General features: G+C 57.3%; 14 protein-coding genes, 1 rRNA gene and 1 riboswitch. Of the genes, 12 read left to right on the forward strand and 3 right to left on the reverse strand.

The genetic code is table 11. From position 1 onward, the window contains the following. Both rrf and OS242_RS09335 read left to right on the forward strand, forming a co-directional pair. Positions 1–108, forward strand: a 5S ribosomal RNA gene (gene rrf, locus OS242_RS09330); the annotation flags it as partial. A gap of 116 nt (positions 109–224) precedes the next feature. After that, positions 225–959 carry a hypothetical protein gene (locus OS242_RS09335; RefSeq protein ID WP_267151417.1) on the forward strand — a complete coding sequence of 245 codons (735 nt, stop codon included), beginning with the start codon at positions 225–227 and terminating at the stop codon, positions 957–959. Positions 960–1,046: 87 nt separating this feature from the next. Here the strand turns inward: OS242_RS09335 and OS242_RS09340 are convergent, their stop codons facing one another. Further along, positions 1,047–2,213, reverse strand: coding sequence for a YhcN/YlaJ family sporulation lipoprotein (locus tag OS242_RS09340; RefSeq protein WP_267151418.1), 1,167 nt, complete (start codon positions 2,211–2,213; stop codon positions 1,047–1,049). A gap of 199 nt (positions 2,214–2,412) precedes the next feature. Next, positions 2,413–2,529, forward strand: a riboswitch (SAM riboswitch). Positions 2,530–2,608: 79 nt separating this feature from the next. Here OS242_RS09340 and OS242_RS09345 point away from each other — a divergent pair. The 4 genes from OS242_RS09345 to OS242_RS09360 all read left to right on the forward strand — a co-directional run bounded on the left by OS242_RS09345 (position 2,609) and on the right by OS242_RS09360 (position 6,057). Next, on the forward strand, positions 2,609–3,640 hold the full coding sequence (locus OS242_RS09345; RefSeq protein ID WP_267151419.1) for a methionine ABC transporter ATP-binding protein: 1,032 nt from the start codon (positions 2,609–2,611) through the stop codon (positions 3,638–3,640). A 1-nt stretch (position 3,641) separates the two neighbouring features. After that, the gene (locus tag OS242_RS09350) at positions 3,642–4,310 is read left to right on the forward strand and encodes a methionine ABC transporter permease (protein WP_267151420.1); all 669 of its coding nucleotides are present in this window, start codon (positions 3,642–3,644) and stop codon (positions 4,308–4,310) included. Between the two features lie 45 nt (positions 4,311–4,355). Next, positions 4,356–5,180, forward strand: a complete 825-nt coding sequence (locus OS242_RS09355) for a MetQ/NlpA family ABC transporter substrate-binding protein (protein WP_267151421.1) — start codon at positions 4,356–4,358, stop codon at positions 5,178–5,180. Between the two features lie 88 nt (positions 5,181–5,268). Further along, the gene (locus OS242_RS09360) at positions 5,269–6,057 is read left to right on the forward strand and encodes an SDR family oxidoreductase (RefSeq protein ID WP_267151422.1); all 789 of its coding nucleotides are present in this window, start codon (positions 5,269–5,271) and stop codon (positions 6,055–6,057) included. Positions 6,058–6,102: 45 nt separating this feature from the next. Here the strand turns inward: OS242_RS09360 and OS242_RS09365 are convergent, their stop codons facing one another. Beyond that, entirely contained in the window at positions 6,103–7,347 is a 1,245-nt protein-coding gene (locus tag OS242_RS09365) for an MDR family MFS transporter (RefSeq protein ID WP_407702108.1), read from the reverse strand. Positions 7,348–7,497: 150 nt separating this feature from the next. On the opposite strand from OS242_RS09365, the gene OS242_RS09370 reads away from it, so the two are divergent. Both OS242_RS09370 and OS242_RS09375 read left to right on the forward strand, forming a co-directional pair. Continuing rightward, positions 7,498–8,823, forward strand: a complete 1,326-nt coding sequence (locus tag OS242_RS09370) for a muramidase family protein (RefSeq protein ID WP_267151424.1) — start codon at positions 7,498–7,500, stop codon at positions 8,821–8,823. 99 nt (positions 8,824–8,922) lie between these two features. Beyond that, the gene (locus OS242_RS09375) at positions 8,923–9,852 is read left to right on the forward strand and encodes a phosphotransferase (protein WP_267151425.1); all 930 of its coding nucleotides are present in this window, start codon (positions 8,923–8,925) and stop codon (positions 9,850–9,852) included. A gap of 18 nt (positions 9,853–9,870) precedes the next feature. On the opposite strand, the gene OS242_RS09380 is transcribed toward OS242_RS09375, so the two are convergent. Further along, positions 9,871–10,020 carry a hypothetical protein gene (locus OS242_RS09380; protein ID WP_267151426.1) on the reverse strand — a complete coding sequence of 50 codons (150 nt, stop codon included), beginning with the start codon at positions 10,018–10,020 and terminating at the stop codon, positions 9,871–9,873. Positions 10,021–10,469: 449 nt separating this feature from the next. Here OS242_RS09380 and OS242_RS09385 point away from each other — a divergent pair, with 449 nt between their 5' ends. The 4 genes from OS242_RS09385 (at position 10,470) to ruvA (ending at position 13,085) form a co-directional block, all read left to right on the forward strand. Then, positions 10,470–11,465, forward strand: coding sequence for a CobW family GTP-binding protein (locus OS242_RS09385; protein ID WP_267151427.1), 996 nt, complete (start codon positions 10,470–10,472; stop codon positions 11,463–11,465). After that, on the forward strand, positions 11,462–11,899 hold the full coding sequence (locus tag OS242_RS09390) for a VOC family protein (RefSeq protein ID WP_267151428.1): 438 nt from the start codon (positions 11,462–11,464) through the stop codon (positions 11,897–11,899). Before OS242_RS09385 ends, OS242_RS09390 begins: the two co-directional genes overlap by 4 nt. A 62-nt stretch (positions 11,900–11,961) precedes the next feature. After that, positions 11,962–12,465, forward strand: coding sequence for a crossover junction endodeoxyribonuclease RuvC (gene ruvC, locus OS242_RS09395; protein ID WP_267151429.1), 504 nt, complete (start codon positions 11,962–11,964; stop codon positions 12,463–12,465). Next, positions 12,462–13,085: a Holliday junction branch migration protein RuvA gene (ruvA, locus tag OS242_RS09400; RefSeq protein ID WP_267151430.1), complete on the forward strand. Its 624-nt coding sequence runs from the start codon at positions 12,462–12,464 to the stop codon at positions 13,083–13,085. Before ruvC ends, ruvA begins: the two co-directional genes overlap by 4 nt. The last annotated feature ends 8 nt before the right edge of the window (positions 13,086–13,093 follow it).

Genomic DNA, 13,093 nt, shown 5'->3' on the forward strand with positions numbered 1-13,093 from the left:
AATGGCGGAGAGGTCACACCCGTTCCCATCCCGAACACGGAAGTTAAGCTCTCCAGCGCCGATGGTACTTGGACCGCAGGGTCCTGGGAGAGTAGGTCGTCGCGGGGCGTTTTGTTATTTCGGAAGAAAGACCCGATCCATCGCGGATCGGGTCTTTTTTTAGGATTGATCCCCCCTTCCTATCACATACTACTAAGGACTCTTCACAAAAAGGGGGAGATCTGATGAACAAAGTCGTGCTCAAACCCGAACTGCGTACTCAGGGTGGCGAAACGGTCAGCATTTATCTCAACGAAGATTGGGCCGGTGATCTGTACCTGGTGTACCGCGAAGGAGAGATCCTGACAGGCACCATCCAGATCGACACCCAGAAGGTCTCCGAAAACCAACTCGACGTCGTGGAAGAAGAAGTCCGCACCTACATCGAACACCTCAACTCCGCATTGGGCGTCCAAGACAGCTCCGTCGTCATGATGTACGGCGACATCAGCAGCGTCGTCGAAATGGAGCCGTTTGATGCCTCTGTGGAGATCGAAGAAGAGGACCTGCTGATGGCGGACGAAGACGAGACGATCTACATGGAGGAAGAAGACGACTTCGAAGCGTACGATGTGGAGGAAGACTTCGAAGGCGGCTACGCGGCGGCGTACGTCACCGATGACGACGTATACGGGGAAGACGAACACCACCTCTCCGTCGTCTACGAAAACGGTGAGCACACCAAATACCACCTCCATGACGCAGACCACGCAACAATCGGCGTAGTCGCGGTAGACGAGATCGGCAACAACGTCTCGGGCCGTGTGGAGTTTTGGAAAGAGCCGAGCGAAGATGAGACCAGCGACGTCGCACGCATGTTGGCACGGACTTTCAACGATTCGCCGAAACTGAGCTTCACCATGAATTATGAAGACCAGCATATCGGAGACATGCACATGGAACATCAAGATCTCTACTAAGCCTCATCCTAGACCCTTCCCAAGCGGAAGGGTTTTTTTAAACACACAAAGAAAAACCCCGCCACAAGGCGGGGTCCCAAACACAATCTAACGAGCAGCCGGGAACACTCGACGCAACGCATCCATCAAGTCATTCCCCGCACCGGTCGCACGACCTTGCACCGAGTCGTTCGTATAAGCGCCCATCCGATCAAACAACTGCGGGTTGGCCGACACATAAACATTTTGGATCGACGGGTTGGCTTGACGGATCGCCGTCGCAACACGCGTCTTCATGCCGCCGGAGACAGCATGGTCCATGTTCGCATTGAAAATACCGGCGTTGTTGTTCGAGGTGTTTTGCCCAGCGGTCGAATACTGGTTGCCAGCACCGCCCGTGTAGCGGTTGACCGTCCCTTGACGGCCTGCGTTCGCACCCCCGGCCAGACCATTGATTCCGATGTTGTTCGGGATCACCGGAGTCGAGATGTTGTTCCCCGGCGTAGTCATGGAGTTTGCGTAGTTGCGATTGTTCGTCGTAGCGCCCGGCGTTGTGCCCGAAGTACCGGACGTCGAGCCGTAAGAACCGGCAGTATTGCCAGTGCCGGTCGTGCCCGGCGAGCCGTACGAGTACCCTTGTACGTTCGCATTGCCGGTCGGCGAACCGGTCGCCCCGTTCATCGCGCCGCCCACCGCGTTGCGCAGCGTCACGTTCGGACGGTTGTTGCCGTTGGTGGTGTTCATGCGCGGACGGTCGTTACCGGTCGCATTGACGTTCGGACCCGGCGTGGTGTCGCGAGTCGTGTCGTCAAAGCGAGTGTTGATTCCGACGTACGCCGTGTTGCCAACCACCAGCACCTTCGCATCGCGAACGCCCGGGATCGCTTCGACCTTCGACTCGAGCGCGGTGTCGTTGCGCAGATTGCGGCCGTTCGTGTCCGGGCCGATGTTGTCGCGAACCCCGAGACGGTCCTTGTCGCGGGTGTTGCCGTTGCCCATCACGCCCGGTCGGCGGTCCGGGCCGATTCGGTCGATCACACCGAGACGGTCTTCGTCGTACGCAGCACCGCGGTCCGGCCCGATGTCGTCCGCCACGCCAAGTCGGTCGCGGTCAACCGTGTTGATCCCGATGTTGCCGCCCTGTACACGACCGCCCTGCGTCGTGTCGTACGTGTCAGCCCGGTTGTCAGGAGCCGGCGAAGCGTTCGGCGTGCAGCCGGCCAGCAGAGAAGAAGACAGCAAGAGAACCCCAGCAAGTGCGGACAAATGTTTCATGCGTCAGCCTCCTCAGCAAGGTAAATTTGGATTGAGAATACGATCAACCCGCTGTTAGTGTCACCGGGGGATCAGGGTGCTACACCGGGCAATCTTTGGTTGTCTGCAATCGCATACAAAAATTGCCGTATATTTTAGGGATTGACGATCCTTGTCAACAGCGTGTATACTCCAAGTTGTAAACACAACTTCATATTTTCTCTTATCCAGAGAGGTGGAGGGTCTGGCCCTATGAAACCCGGCAACCGTCACGGCGTTAAGAAACCGTGAAATGGTGCCAATTCCTGCGAAACGATCTTGTTTCGACAGATGAGAGACATGAACGGTAACCGTGATGTGTCCTTCTATGTCGAAGGACACTTTTTTATTTTCCAAGAAGGAGGGAGATCCGCCACATGATCCACTTGCAAAACTTGCAAAAAGAATACATTGTCAACAAAAAGTCGGTTCCTGCTCTCAAGCAGATCGACTTGACCATAGAAAAAGGCCAAATCTTCGGCATCATCGGCCACAGCGGCGCTGGCAAATCGACATTGATCCGCTGTATCAACCTGCTAGAAGAACCAACGCAAGGTTCTGTGATCGTCGACGGCGTCGACCTGACCCGACTCAGCAAAAAGGCGTTGCAAGAAGAGCGTCGCCACATCGGCATGATCTTCCAACACTTCAACCTGCTGTCGTCCGCGACGATCTTTGAAAACATCGCCTTCCCGCTGCGGCTGGCTAAGAAAGACAAAGGGGAGATCGACCGCAAAGTGACCGAATTGCTCGAACTGGTCGGCCTCACCGAACACCGCAACAAATACCCGGCTCAGCTCTCCGGCGGTCAAAAGCAGCGCGTCGGCATCGCCCGCGCCCTTGCGAACGATCCGAAAGTTTTGCTCTGTGACGAAGCGACATCGGCGCTCGATCCGATGACCACCCAGTCGATCCTCAAACTGCTGGCCGACATCAACAAGAAACTCGGACTGACCATCGTCCTGATCACCCATGAGATGCAGGTTATCCGTGACATCTGCGACCGGGTCGCAGTCATCGACGGCGGCTATATCGTCGAGGACGGCCCGGTGGCGGAAGTGTTCCTCAGCCCGCAGCAGCCGATCACCAAGGAGTTTGTGGCTCAGGTCAGCGACTTTGAGATCCCGGCCGAACTGCTCGCCTCCTATGGTCGCATGGCGACGGATGAACGCGCGAACCACCGCGTCGTGCAAGTCTCCTTCCTCGGCGACACCACGTTCCAGCCGCTGATGTTTGAGGTGCTGCACAGCGAAGACCTCACCTTCAACATCCTGCATGGCACGATCTCCCGGATGAAAGACACACCGTACGGCCGACTCGTGATCGAACTGCAAGGGGACAAGGCGGTACTCGACCGCTCGGTGGAACTGTTCCGCGAGCGCGGACTCGATGTGGAGGTGATGTTGTAAGATGCTCAGCGAACTGCTTGTAAACGTCGATCCGAAGGAACTGTGGCGCACATTTGGCGAGACGATCTACATGGTCGGCTTCTCTACGCTGTTCACAGCCCTGCTGGGGTTGCCGCTCGGCATCCTCGTCGTCCTCACTTCGCCGGGTCACCTGTTGCAAAACAGACCGGTCTATCAGGTGCTCAGTGTCATCATCAATATCTTCCGCTCGCTCCCGTTCGTGATCTTGATGATCATGATCCTCCCGTTCACGAAATTCCTCGTCGGCACCTCGCTTGGCGTCGAAGCGGCCATTCCGCCGCTGGTGATCGGCTCCGCGCCCTTCTTGGCCCGCCTCGTCGAAGTGGCACTGCGGGAAGTGGACCGCGGCGTGATCGAGATGTCGCAATCGATGGGAGCTTCCACGTGGCAGATCATCACCCGCGTCTTATTGCCGGAAGCACGTCCGGCGATCATTGCCGGGATCACGATCACCACAGTCGGTCTGGTCGGCTACTCGGCGATGGCCGGTATCTTGGGTGCCGGCGGCCTCGGGGACCTGGCGATCCGCTACGGGTACCAGCGCTTCCAAACGGACGTGATGATCGTCACAGTCGTCATCATCGTCGGGCTTGTGCAAGTCATTCAGATGGTCGGTGACCGACTGGTCCTGCACTTCACTCGCAAATAATAAAAATTACCCAAATCTCCTCACTAGGAAAGGAAGTATGAACTCATGAAAAAATTGCTCATCGGCGCGATGGCGCTCCTGCTGTCCACCTCCCTCGTTGCATGCGGTTCCAAAACGGAAACGGCAACTCCGACCGGCGCAAACGGCGAAGTTGTGACCCTGAAAGTCGGCGCGACTCCGGTCCCGCATGAAGAAGTACTCAAATTTATCGCTCCGACCTTGGAGAAAGACGGCGTCAAGTTGGAGATCATTCCGTTCAACGACTATGTGCAACCGAACATCCAACTGAACGACGGTCAACTGCACGCAAACTATTTCCAACACATCCCGTACCTGGAGAGCTTCTCCGCCGAGCACAAACTCGACCTGACCCAGATCGCAAAAGTACACATCGAGCCGATCGGCGCGTACTCGCAAAAACATAAAAAGAAAGAAGATCTTCCGGACGGTGCAACCGTCGCGATCCCGAACAACCCGGCAGATGCAGGCCGCGTCCTGGCACTGCTCGCGAAGCAAGAGCTGATCAAGCTCAAAGACGGCGTCGGCGTCAAAGGCACGGTAAAAGACATCACCGAGAATAAGAAAAACCTGGTCTTCAAAGAGATGGAAGCTGCGATGATGCCGCGCGTCCTCGGCGATGTCGACCTCGCGCTGATCAACACCAACTACGCGCTGGAAGCAAAGCTCGTCCCGACCAAAGACGCTCTGTTCATCGAAGACAAAGAGTCCCCGTACGTCAACGTCCTCGCGGTTCGCACCAAGGACAAAGACAACGCAGCTCTGCAAAAGCTGGCAAAAGCGCTGAACTCTCCGGAAGTGAAGAAATACATCGAAGAGCAATACAAAGGCTCTGTCGTTCCGGCGTTCTAATTGAATGTTGCAACACGCAAAAAGGTTCCCGTGACAGGGAACCTTTTTCTTTTTACAATAGAAGGAAAAGAGGATGGAGGCGAACGATATGGATCTGCAATTGCAAGGCAAGGCCGTGCTGGTGATGGCGGCGAGCAAAGGGCTTGGTCGCGCGGTGGCGACCGAATTTTCCCGGGAAGGAGCGCGGGTGATGATCGCCTCGCGCAGCAGCGAGCGGCTGGAACAAACGGCGGCAGAGATTCGGTCGCTGACCGGCGGAGAGGTGGAGGTCTGCGCAGCCGATGTGTCTAAGAAAGAAGATCTCGTCCTGCTCTTTGAACGATTGAAAGAACGGTTTGGCGGGCTCGATGTGCTGGTCACAAACGCAGGCGGCCCGCCGGTGGGCAAATTTGACGATCTGTCTGACGAGCAATGGGAGCAGGCGTTCCATAGCAACCTGCTCAGCGTCGTGCGCACGATCCGCGGGGCGTTGCCGCTGCTGCGGGCAAACGGAGGCGGACGCATCTTGAATATCGCGTCGACGTCGGTGAAACAACCGATTGAAGGACTGTTGCTGTCCAATACGTTCCGGGCGGGCATTTTGGGATTGGCGAAGAGCTTGGCGACAGAACTGGCACCGGACAACATTTTGATCAATACGATTGCGCCGGGTCGCATCGCCACCGATCGCGTGCGCGAACTCGACGAGCAGCGGGCGGGGGCGATCGGTAGCACCCTGGAAGCGGTGCGCGAGGGGCATGAGAAAAACATCCCGCTCGGCCGCTATGGAACGCCGGAGGAGTTTGCCCGGATGGTCGTCTTCATGGGCTCCGGGGCCAATTCGTACGTCACCGGGTCGGCGGTATTGGTAGACGGCGGTATGGTGCGGGCGTTGTAAGTGTATAGAAAAAAACCGAGTCCTTTTTCGCAGGACTCGGTTTTTTTATGCGGGAATCGATGAGTCGAGTGGCTGATTCGACGGCTTCAACGCGCGGGCGATCAGTCGATGTTGAGCAAATCCGGCCACAAAGAGCAAGCCGGCGACGATGGTAAACCAATATGCCCCGCCGATGCTGCCAAAAGCAAACGCACCAATCACCGGGGCGAACGTGCCGGTCAGCGGCCAGGCGGAGTTGAAGATTGCAAAGTAGCGGCCGCGCTGGTCGGCCGGGGCCATGATCGAGACGACTTTGTTGATCTGCGGGCCGTTGAGCATCTCCCCGAGCGTGAACAGGATCTCCGCGAAGAGCAACCACACGAACGTGGTGGACCACCCGTAGCCGATCGCTGTGCCCGTCAGAAGTAAGTAGGCGAGCAACACGACCCGGCGTACGGGGAAGCGGTCGGCATAGCGGGCGATCAGTAATTGGGTGGTTACGACGAGGATGCCGTTGATCGTCATCAAGGTGGCAAACGTGGTCAGATAGTCGTCAAAATTGGCTTTGAGATGCTGGGGCAAGATCGTCTCCACCTGCGAGTAGAGCAGGGTAAACGGAAGCATCGCCAGCGTCATCCCGAGCAGCAAGCGATGGTCCCGGAGCCGGAAGCGGGCCGGAGCGGGTGGACGGTCTGCCTTTGACATGCCGAAGCGGACGCGCTGTTCCTTTGGCAGCGTCTCCGGGATTTTGAAGAGGATCAGGAGGCTGTAGAGCAGGAACAGAACGGAGCAGGTGATGAAGGCGATGCCGGGATTGATCCGGTAGATGATGACGCCGACCAGCGGACCGCAGGCGGCTCCGACATTGAGGGCGGCGTGCATCAGGGCGAACACTTCGTGCCGGATGTTTTCCGGAACGACGTCGGTGATCTGCGCATTGGCAGCCGGGAAGAACAGAGCGCCGCCAATGCCGCCGATGACCGTCAGCGCGGCAAAAGCGGGGAGCGAATCGACAAACGCGTAACCGAAGATCGCGACCGCTTCCAGCATCAAGCCGGCGACCATGATCGGTTTGCGGCCATACCGGTCGGCGACACCCCCTGCGTAGATCCCTGCGACAAGGCCGGTCAACGGTTGAAGGCCGACAATCAGCGCGGCGATGACCAAGTTTTCGCCCAGGCGGTCGTACAGATAAAGAGCGAGAAACGGGCGGATCATAAATCCGCCGACAGTGGACAGTACGGTGCCCAGGACGCGTAGCCAGATCAGACGATCATAGCGGTGGTAAAAGGCGAGCAGTTTGTTTATCAACACATGACCTTCTTTCGGAATGAGACGTATGACTGCGTAATTTGTATGTGACCAGTATACAATCCTCCGCCCAATTTTGTCGATTCAATGGCACATGGAGTGCGGGCGCATATACTGCCAGTGATATTTGACCTAAGGAGGTTGACCGGGTTGAAAGCATATACCGTCCAAAAGGGTGATTCCCTTTGGAAGATCTCGAAAACGCACGGCGTTTCGCTCGAGTCGCTGATCGCTGCGAATCCGCAGATTGCCAATCCCGATAAGATCGCGGTCGGACAACAGATCATGATCCCGACCGCCGGCAGCATGCCGACTTCGCCGGGTGCGCCGTCCGCACCGAGCGGGGTGCAAGCTCCCATTCCCACGCCGGTCGGCATGGTGCCGGGCGAAGACACAGCCAGCCAACCGTCACCCGACATGGCACCGGGGATGGCACCCGGTATGACCGACATGGATGACATCATCGATGAAACGCCGTCTGTTCAACCGACCCCTGCCGCAGCTGAAACGCTGCCTGCGCAGATTCCCGCTCCCCAACAGGCGTACCCTTCGGTGCCGAAGTGGGATGGCCTGTGGAAATACGTGGTGAAAAACGGCGACTCGATGTTTAAGATCGCCAAGCAAGTCGGCGTGACGCTCGATCATCTGAAAGCGGCCAACCCGCAGGTGCCGGACGCTGACAAGATCTATCCGGGCCAAGTGCTCAACGTGCCGTCGTCCGGCATGAAACTCAAAACGGCGTCTGCGCACAAAGAGGACGAAGCGGCCGCGCCGATCCAACAAGCCCCGATCACAGCCCCGATGCCGAGCATGCCGCAAATGCCGAGCATGATGCCGCCGATGCCGATGACCAAGGAGCAGATGACCGCACCGATGCAGCAAATGCCGATGACCAAGGAACAGATGACCGCGCCGATCCAGCAAGCTCCGATGACGAAAGAAGAGATGACCGCCCCGATCCTAAGCCCCAAGGAGATGGTAACGATGGAAAAACCGATGCCGATGCCGATGCCGCCGATGCCCATGCCGACGGCTCCCGCTCAGGTCTCGCCTGTCGAAATCAACGCAAACATCCAATACGCGCCGCATGAAAACATCGTCTATGCCCCGCAAACCCAGGTGCAACAAGTGCAGATGTCCGCGCCGCAACAACAGGAACACCACCATCATGAAGAACACCATCATCATGAACAGCACCAACACCACATGCACCACGAGATGCACCACAACCCGCATCACATGCCGATGATGATGATGTATCTGCCGGTCAAGATGAAGAAAAAAGGCTGCGGCAAGAAAAAACACAAATGCGGCCGTCCGAAACTGAAAGCGATGAAAATGAAGAGCCACGGCTGCGGTTGTCAACACAAACACCACCACCACCACATGGCCGCTCCGGATCTGCACCTGCACATGCAGCAAAAGATGACGCAGATGAGCCTGTATCCGAAAACGTTCTACCGCGAAGAGGACTGAGCAAGGACGGGGAGCCTTCCTAGAGTAAGGCTCCTCTTTTTATATCATGGCGAGAGGGGGAGGGAGCCTGATGGGACACTGAATCTCTCGGACGACCTGTTGACCCGTCTGGAGCGGGCGTACGGACTGTCTTTTCGCGGGACCGTGCGGCTGCGTACCGTCGTCGGTGTCAAGACGAGCGGCGGGGCGATGATGATCAAGCGTTACAAAGGCACCGGCATGCGGCGTCGGCTTGGCGCGCTCGGCGAGGCGTTGGACCGGGCGGTGCAGGCGGGCGCCGAGGTGGCGCCGTATTTGCAGACGCGGGACAACGGATATTTTGTGGAGGCGGAAGAGGGGCTTTGGACGCTGCAGCCGTGGTTGCCAGGACGGCACACGGCGATGACGGTGAAGGAAGAGCGCATCGCGGCTGCCGAGGCGTTGGCCCGGTTGCATGCGGTGCCGGTCGGGCGCGGCGGCAGGAGCGCCCTGTTGCAGGTGCCGCCCCTCTGGGAGAAATACCGCTATCGACTGGAACGCGCACAGGAGGCATCGCTGCGGGCCACGACGTTGCGCGATCTCTGGCGTCCGTACGCGGAACAGGCTCGTCAGTCCCTTTTGCTGCTGCGCGGTGTCAACCAGCGGGCTCTGGAGACAGATATGCGCCACGGCTCACTTTGTCACCGCGACCCGGCCCCGCACAATCTGATCTGGCAGGGGGGCAGAAGCGCCTTGATCGACTTCGATCTGGCCGGACTGGATGTGCGGGCGCACGATCTGTATCAGTTGATGAACCACGCGCTTTATCTGAACGGCTGGCAACCCGGGCTTTTCTCGGAGATGATCGAGGCGTATGACCGCGTCTATCCGTTGTGCCAAGACAATCGCCGCGTGATCGACGCGCTGATGAAATACCCGGCGCTGGTCGTGCGAGAATGGTATGACTTTGGCAAAGCAAACGACCGACGCGCCTTCTGGCCGCGCTTGCAATGGGCGGTCACCCAAGAGGACAGACGGGAGCGGGAAACAAAAAAAGGCACATCGCCATGACGGGATGTGCCTTTTTTGTCAACCTTCCGAAGACAGAAGCGGCTGGGTGACCGATTCGCCTCTGTCGGTAGCTGAGTTTTCCAGATGTTCAGTCTCGCAACGCGCAATCCATGTCAGGCCCATCCCGATCATCCCGACGATGATCACAAAGGCTACAACGGAAGCCATGCCGCTCACCATCCTTGTCTAATAATGCTTTCATACATATAGACGAAAGGATTCGGCATTTCGTTTCACGAGATTGCAAAATTCTGATAAGAAATTTTGTCGAACGTTTGTTCTTGTGCTTCCGATCAGGAACAGGTATAGTAAGGGGGTATGCGAAGAAAGTTTCAAGCCGTGTTTCGCAGACCGTGACGGCTGAGACCGCTCATGAAGATCAATCCAGAGAACCATCCGCCAAGAAACGGGTAGAGAGGATGGGAATGGACGGAGTAAAGGACCACGCCGGCGCAGTACGTGGCGACGGCGAGGAGGGCGCTTTTTTTCAGCCTGATCACCTCTTTGCTTTGTGCTCTTCCTTCATAGAATATCGACTGGCACTCGTCCATTATGAATGCAGGTTGGGGGAAAATATCGTATACTGAACTCGACCTTTCCCATAGGAGGGATGTTTTGTGATCGAGAACATCGACCGGCGTGTCCCGGCCACGCTCCTGACCGGAGCGCTCGGCAGCGGGAAGACCACGCTTTTGAACCGGATTTTAAAAGAACAGCACGGATTGAAAATCGGCGTGATCGTCAACGAGTTTGGCGAGCTGTCGATCGACCATCATCTGGTGATGAACACCGATGAGGAGGTCGTCGAGCTGTCCAACGGCTGCGTTTGCTGCTCGGTGCGCGACGACTTGCTCTGGGCGGTGACGCGCATGTTGCTGCGGCCGGAAAAAATCGACTACCTGGTGGTGGAAACGACCGGTCTGGCCGATCCGCGCCCTGTGGCACAGACATTTTTGCATGAAGATTTGTACGATCACGTTCGCCTCGACAGCATCATCACCGTGGTGGACGCGGCCAATTTCCATGAAAATCTGCTCCATTCCTCGACCACGCTCGACCAGATCCTCGCAGGCGACCTGATCTTGCTGAACAAGATCGATCTCGTCGAGGAAAAGATGCGCAAGGAGATCTTGGAGGAACTGGAAGATATCAATCCAGCAGCCCGCGTGTTGGAGTCGGTGTCAGGTGAGGTCGATCTGCGCCTGTTGCTCGACATCGACCTGCATCAGAACAAGATCGCCGCCGAACCGTCTGCAGACGCGCCCAAAGGCGACTTTGTCTCCTTCGATCAGTTGACCGCGTCCCATCTGGAGCGGGAGGAGATCTCGTCGATCTCGTTTGCGGCCGAGCATCCGTTTGATTATGAGAAATTGAGCGAGTTTCTTGAAAGTCTGCCGCGCAACATCTTCCGTGGCAAAGGCATTCTCTGGATCGACAGCTATGAGGAGCAGTTGATCTTCCACCTCGTCGGCGACCGCAGCACCGCGACGCTCGGCGAGCCGTGGGGGGAGAAAATGCGCCAGTCGATGCTGGTGCTGATCGGCAAAGGGCTGGATCGCGAAGCTCTGTTGGCCGAGCTGGACCGATGCCTCGACAAAGGACCGCGCGGATGAGTCGTCCGCAAGTCCGCTTTTCGCACCTCGACTACAACGTCGCCGATCTGCTCCTCGCCCGCGAGTTTTACGACCCGCTGGCGGAGGAGTTCGGATGGGCCGTGGAGGGCGGGGGCGGCGACCATGTTCTCTATGGAAACGATTCGTTTAAACTTTGCCTCGTGCAGGTGGAGCCGGAGTACCGCGAGGCGGGGTTTCACCGCAAGCGTCCCGGTCTGAACCATCTGGCTTTTTCGGTCGATTCGCGGGAGGCGGTGGATCGCTTCTATAGAGAATATCTGGTACCGCGCGGCATCCCGGTACTCTATGACGGACCGGGAACATACGCCGCTGACATCGAGTATTACGCGGTTTTCTTTGAAGATCCGTACCGATTAAAATTGGAAATCGTTTACGCACCGCGGTATATAAATGGCTCGGGTGCCTGTTCCTGACATGGCTTATTGGTCGAGATTATGTTAAAAAGGTAGATGTCCGGAGGAGGAATCAGGCTCTGATGCGTATCATAGGGATCGACCCGGGTTACGGGCGAACCGGATTTGGTGTGATCGACGTGATCGGCAACCGCATGAAGCCGGTCGAGTACGGTTGCATTGAGACCAAACCCCGCACGCCGATGCCGGACCGGCTGCTGGAAATCTACAGTGCCGTGACCGAGTTGATCGTGCGTCACCAGCCGGAAGCGATGGCTGTGGAAGAACTGTTTTTTGCGAAAAACGTGACGACAGGTCTGGACGTCGCCCAAGCTCGCGGCATCGTTCTGCTCGCGGGTCGGGAGGCGAATCTGACCATTTCAGAATATAAACCGATGCAAGTCAAGCAATCGGTCGCCGGATATGGAAAAGCGGATAAGAAACAGATGCAGGAAATGGTGCGCATGCTCCTTGGGCTTACACAGATCCCAAAGCCTGACGACGCGGCCGACGCGTTGGCCGTCGCGATCACCCACGCGCATACCGCTCCGTTCTTGAACCGCGTGGAAAGGAAGTTGACCCGATGATCGCGTACCTCGAAGGCTTGGTGGCTTATACAGAACTGGACCATGTGGTGATCGACGTGGGCGGTGTCGGTTACCGCGTGTTTGTCACCGGCACGACCGCTTATTCCCTGCAAGAGGGAGAGAAGACCCGCCTGTATACACAGTATCATGTGCGGGAGGACGCCCACCTCCTCTACGGGTTTCGCACCCGGGAGGAGCGTGAACTGTTCGGACGGCTCAACAACGTCTCCGGCATTGGTCCGAAGGTTGCGCTGGCGATCCTCGGCGCGGGTTCTCCCGATCAGGTGGTGTTTGCGATTCGCGCCGAAGATGTGAATTTCTTAAAAAAGCTGCCCGGTATCGGTGTCAAGACGGCGCAGCGGTTGATTCTTGATTTGAAAGACAAATTGGACGATCTGGCGTCGACATTTCCGGCGACGCCGTACTCGCAAAGTGTCGAAGTACGCCCGTCTAAGACTGCAGGCCTAGGCTCAGAGTTACTCGAAGCCCTGTTAGCCCTCGGATATAATGAAAAAGAAGCTCAAGGTGCTGTCCGGGGACTTGCGGAGGAGCTGACGGGCGGAGAGTTGTCATTGGAACAACTGATCAAGCTCGCTCTGAAGCAGTTGATGCGCCAGTAAGGAGTGGA

The sequence above is a fragment of the Tumebacillus lacus genome, from assembly GCF_026410385.1.
GTDB classification, from domain to species: domain Bacteria; phylum Bacillota; class Bacilli; order Tumebacillales; family Tumebacillaceae; genus Tumebacillus; species Tumebacillus lacus.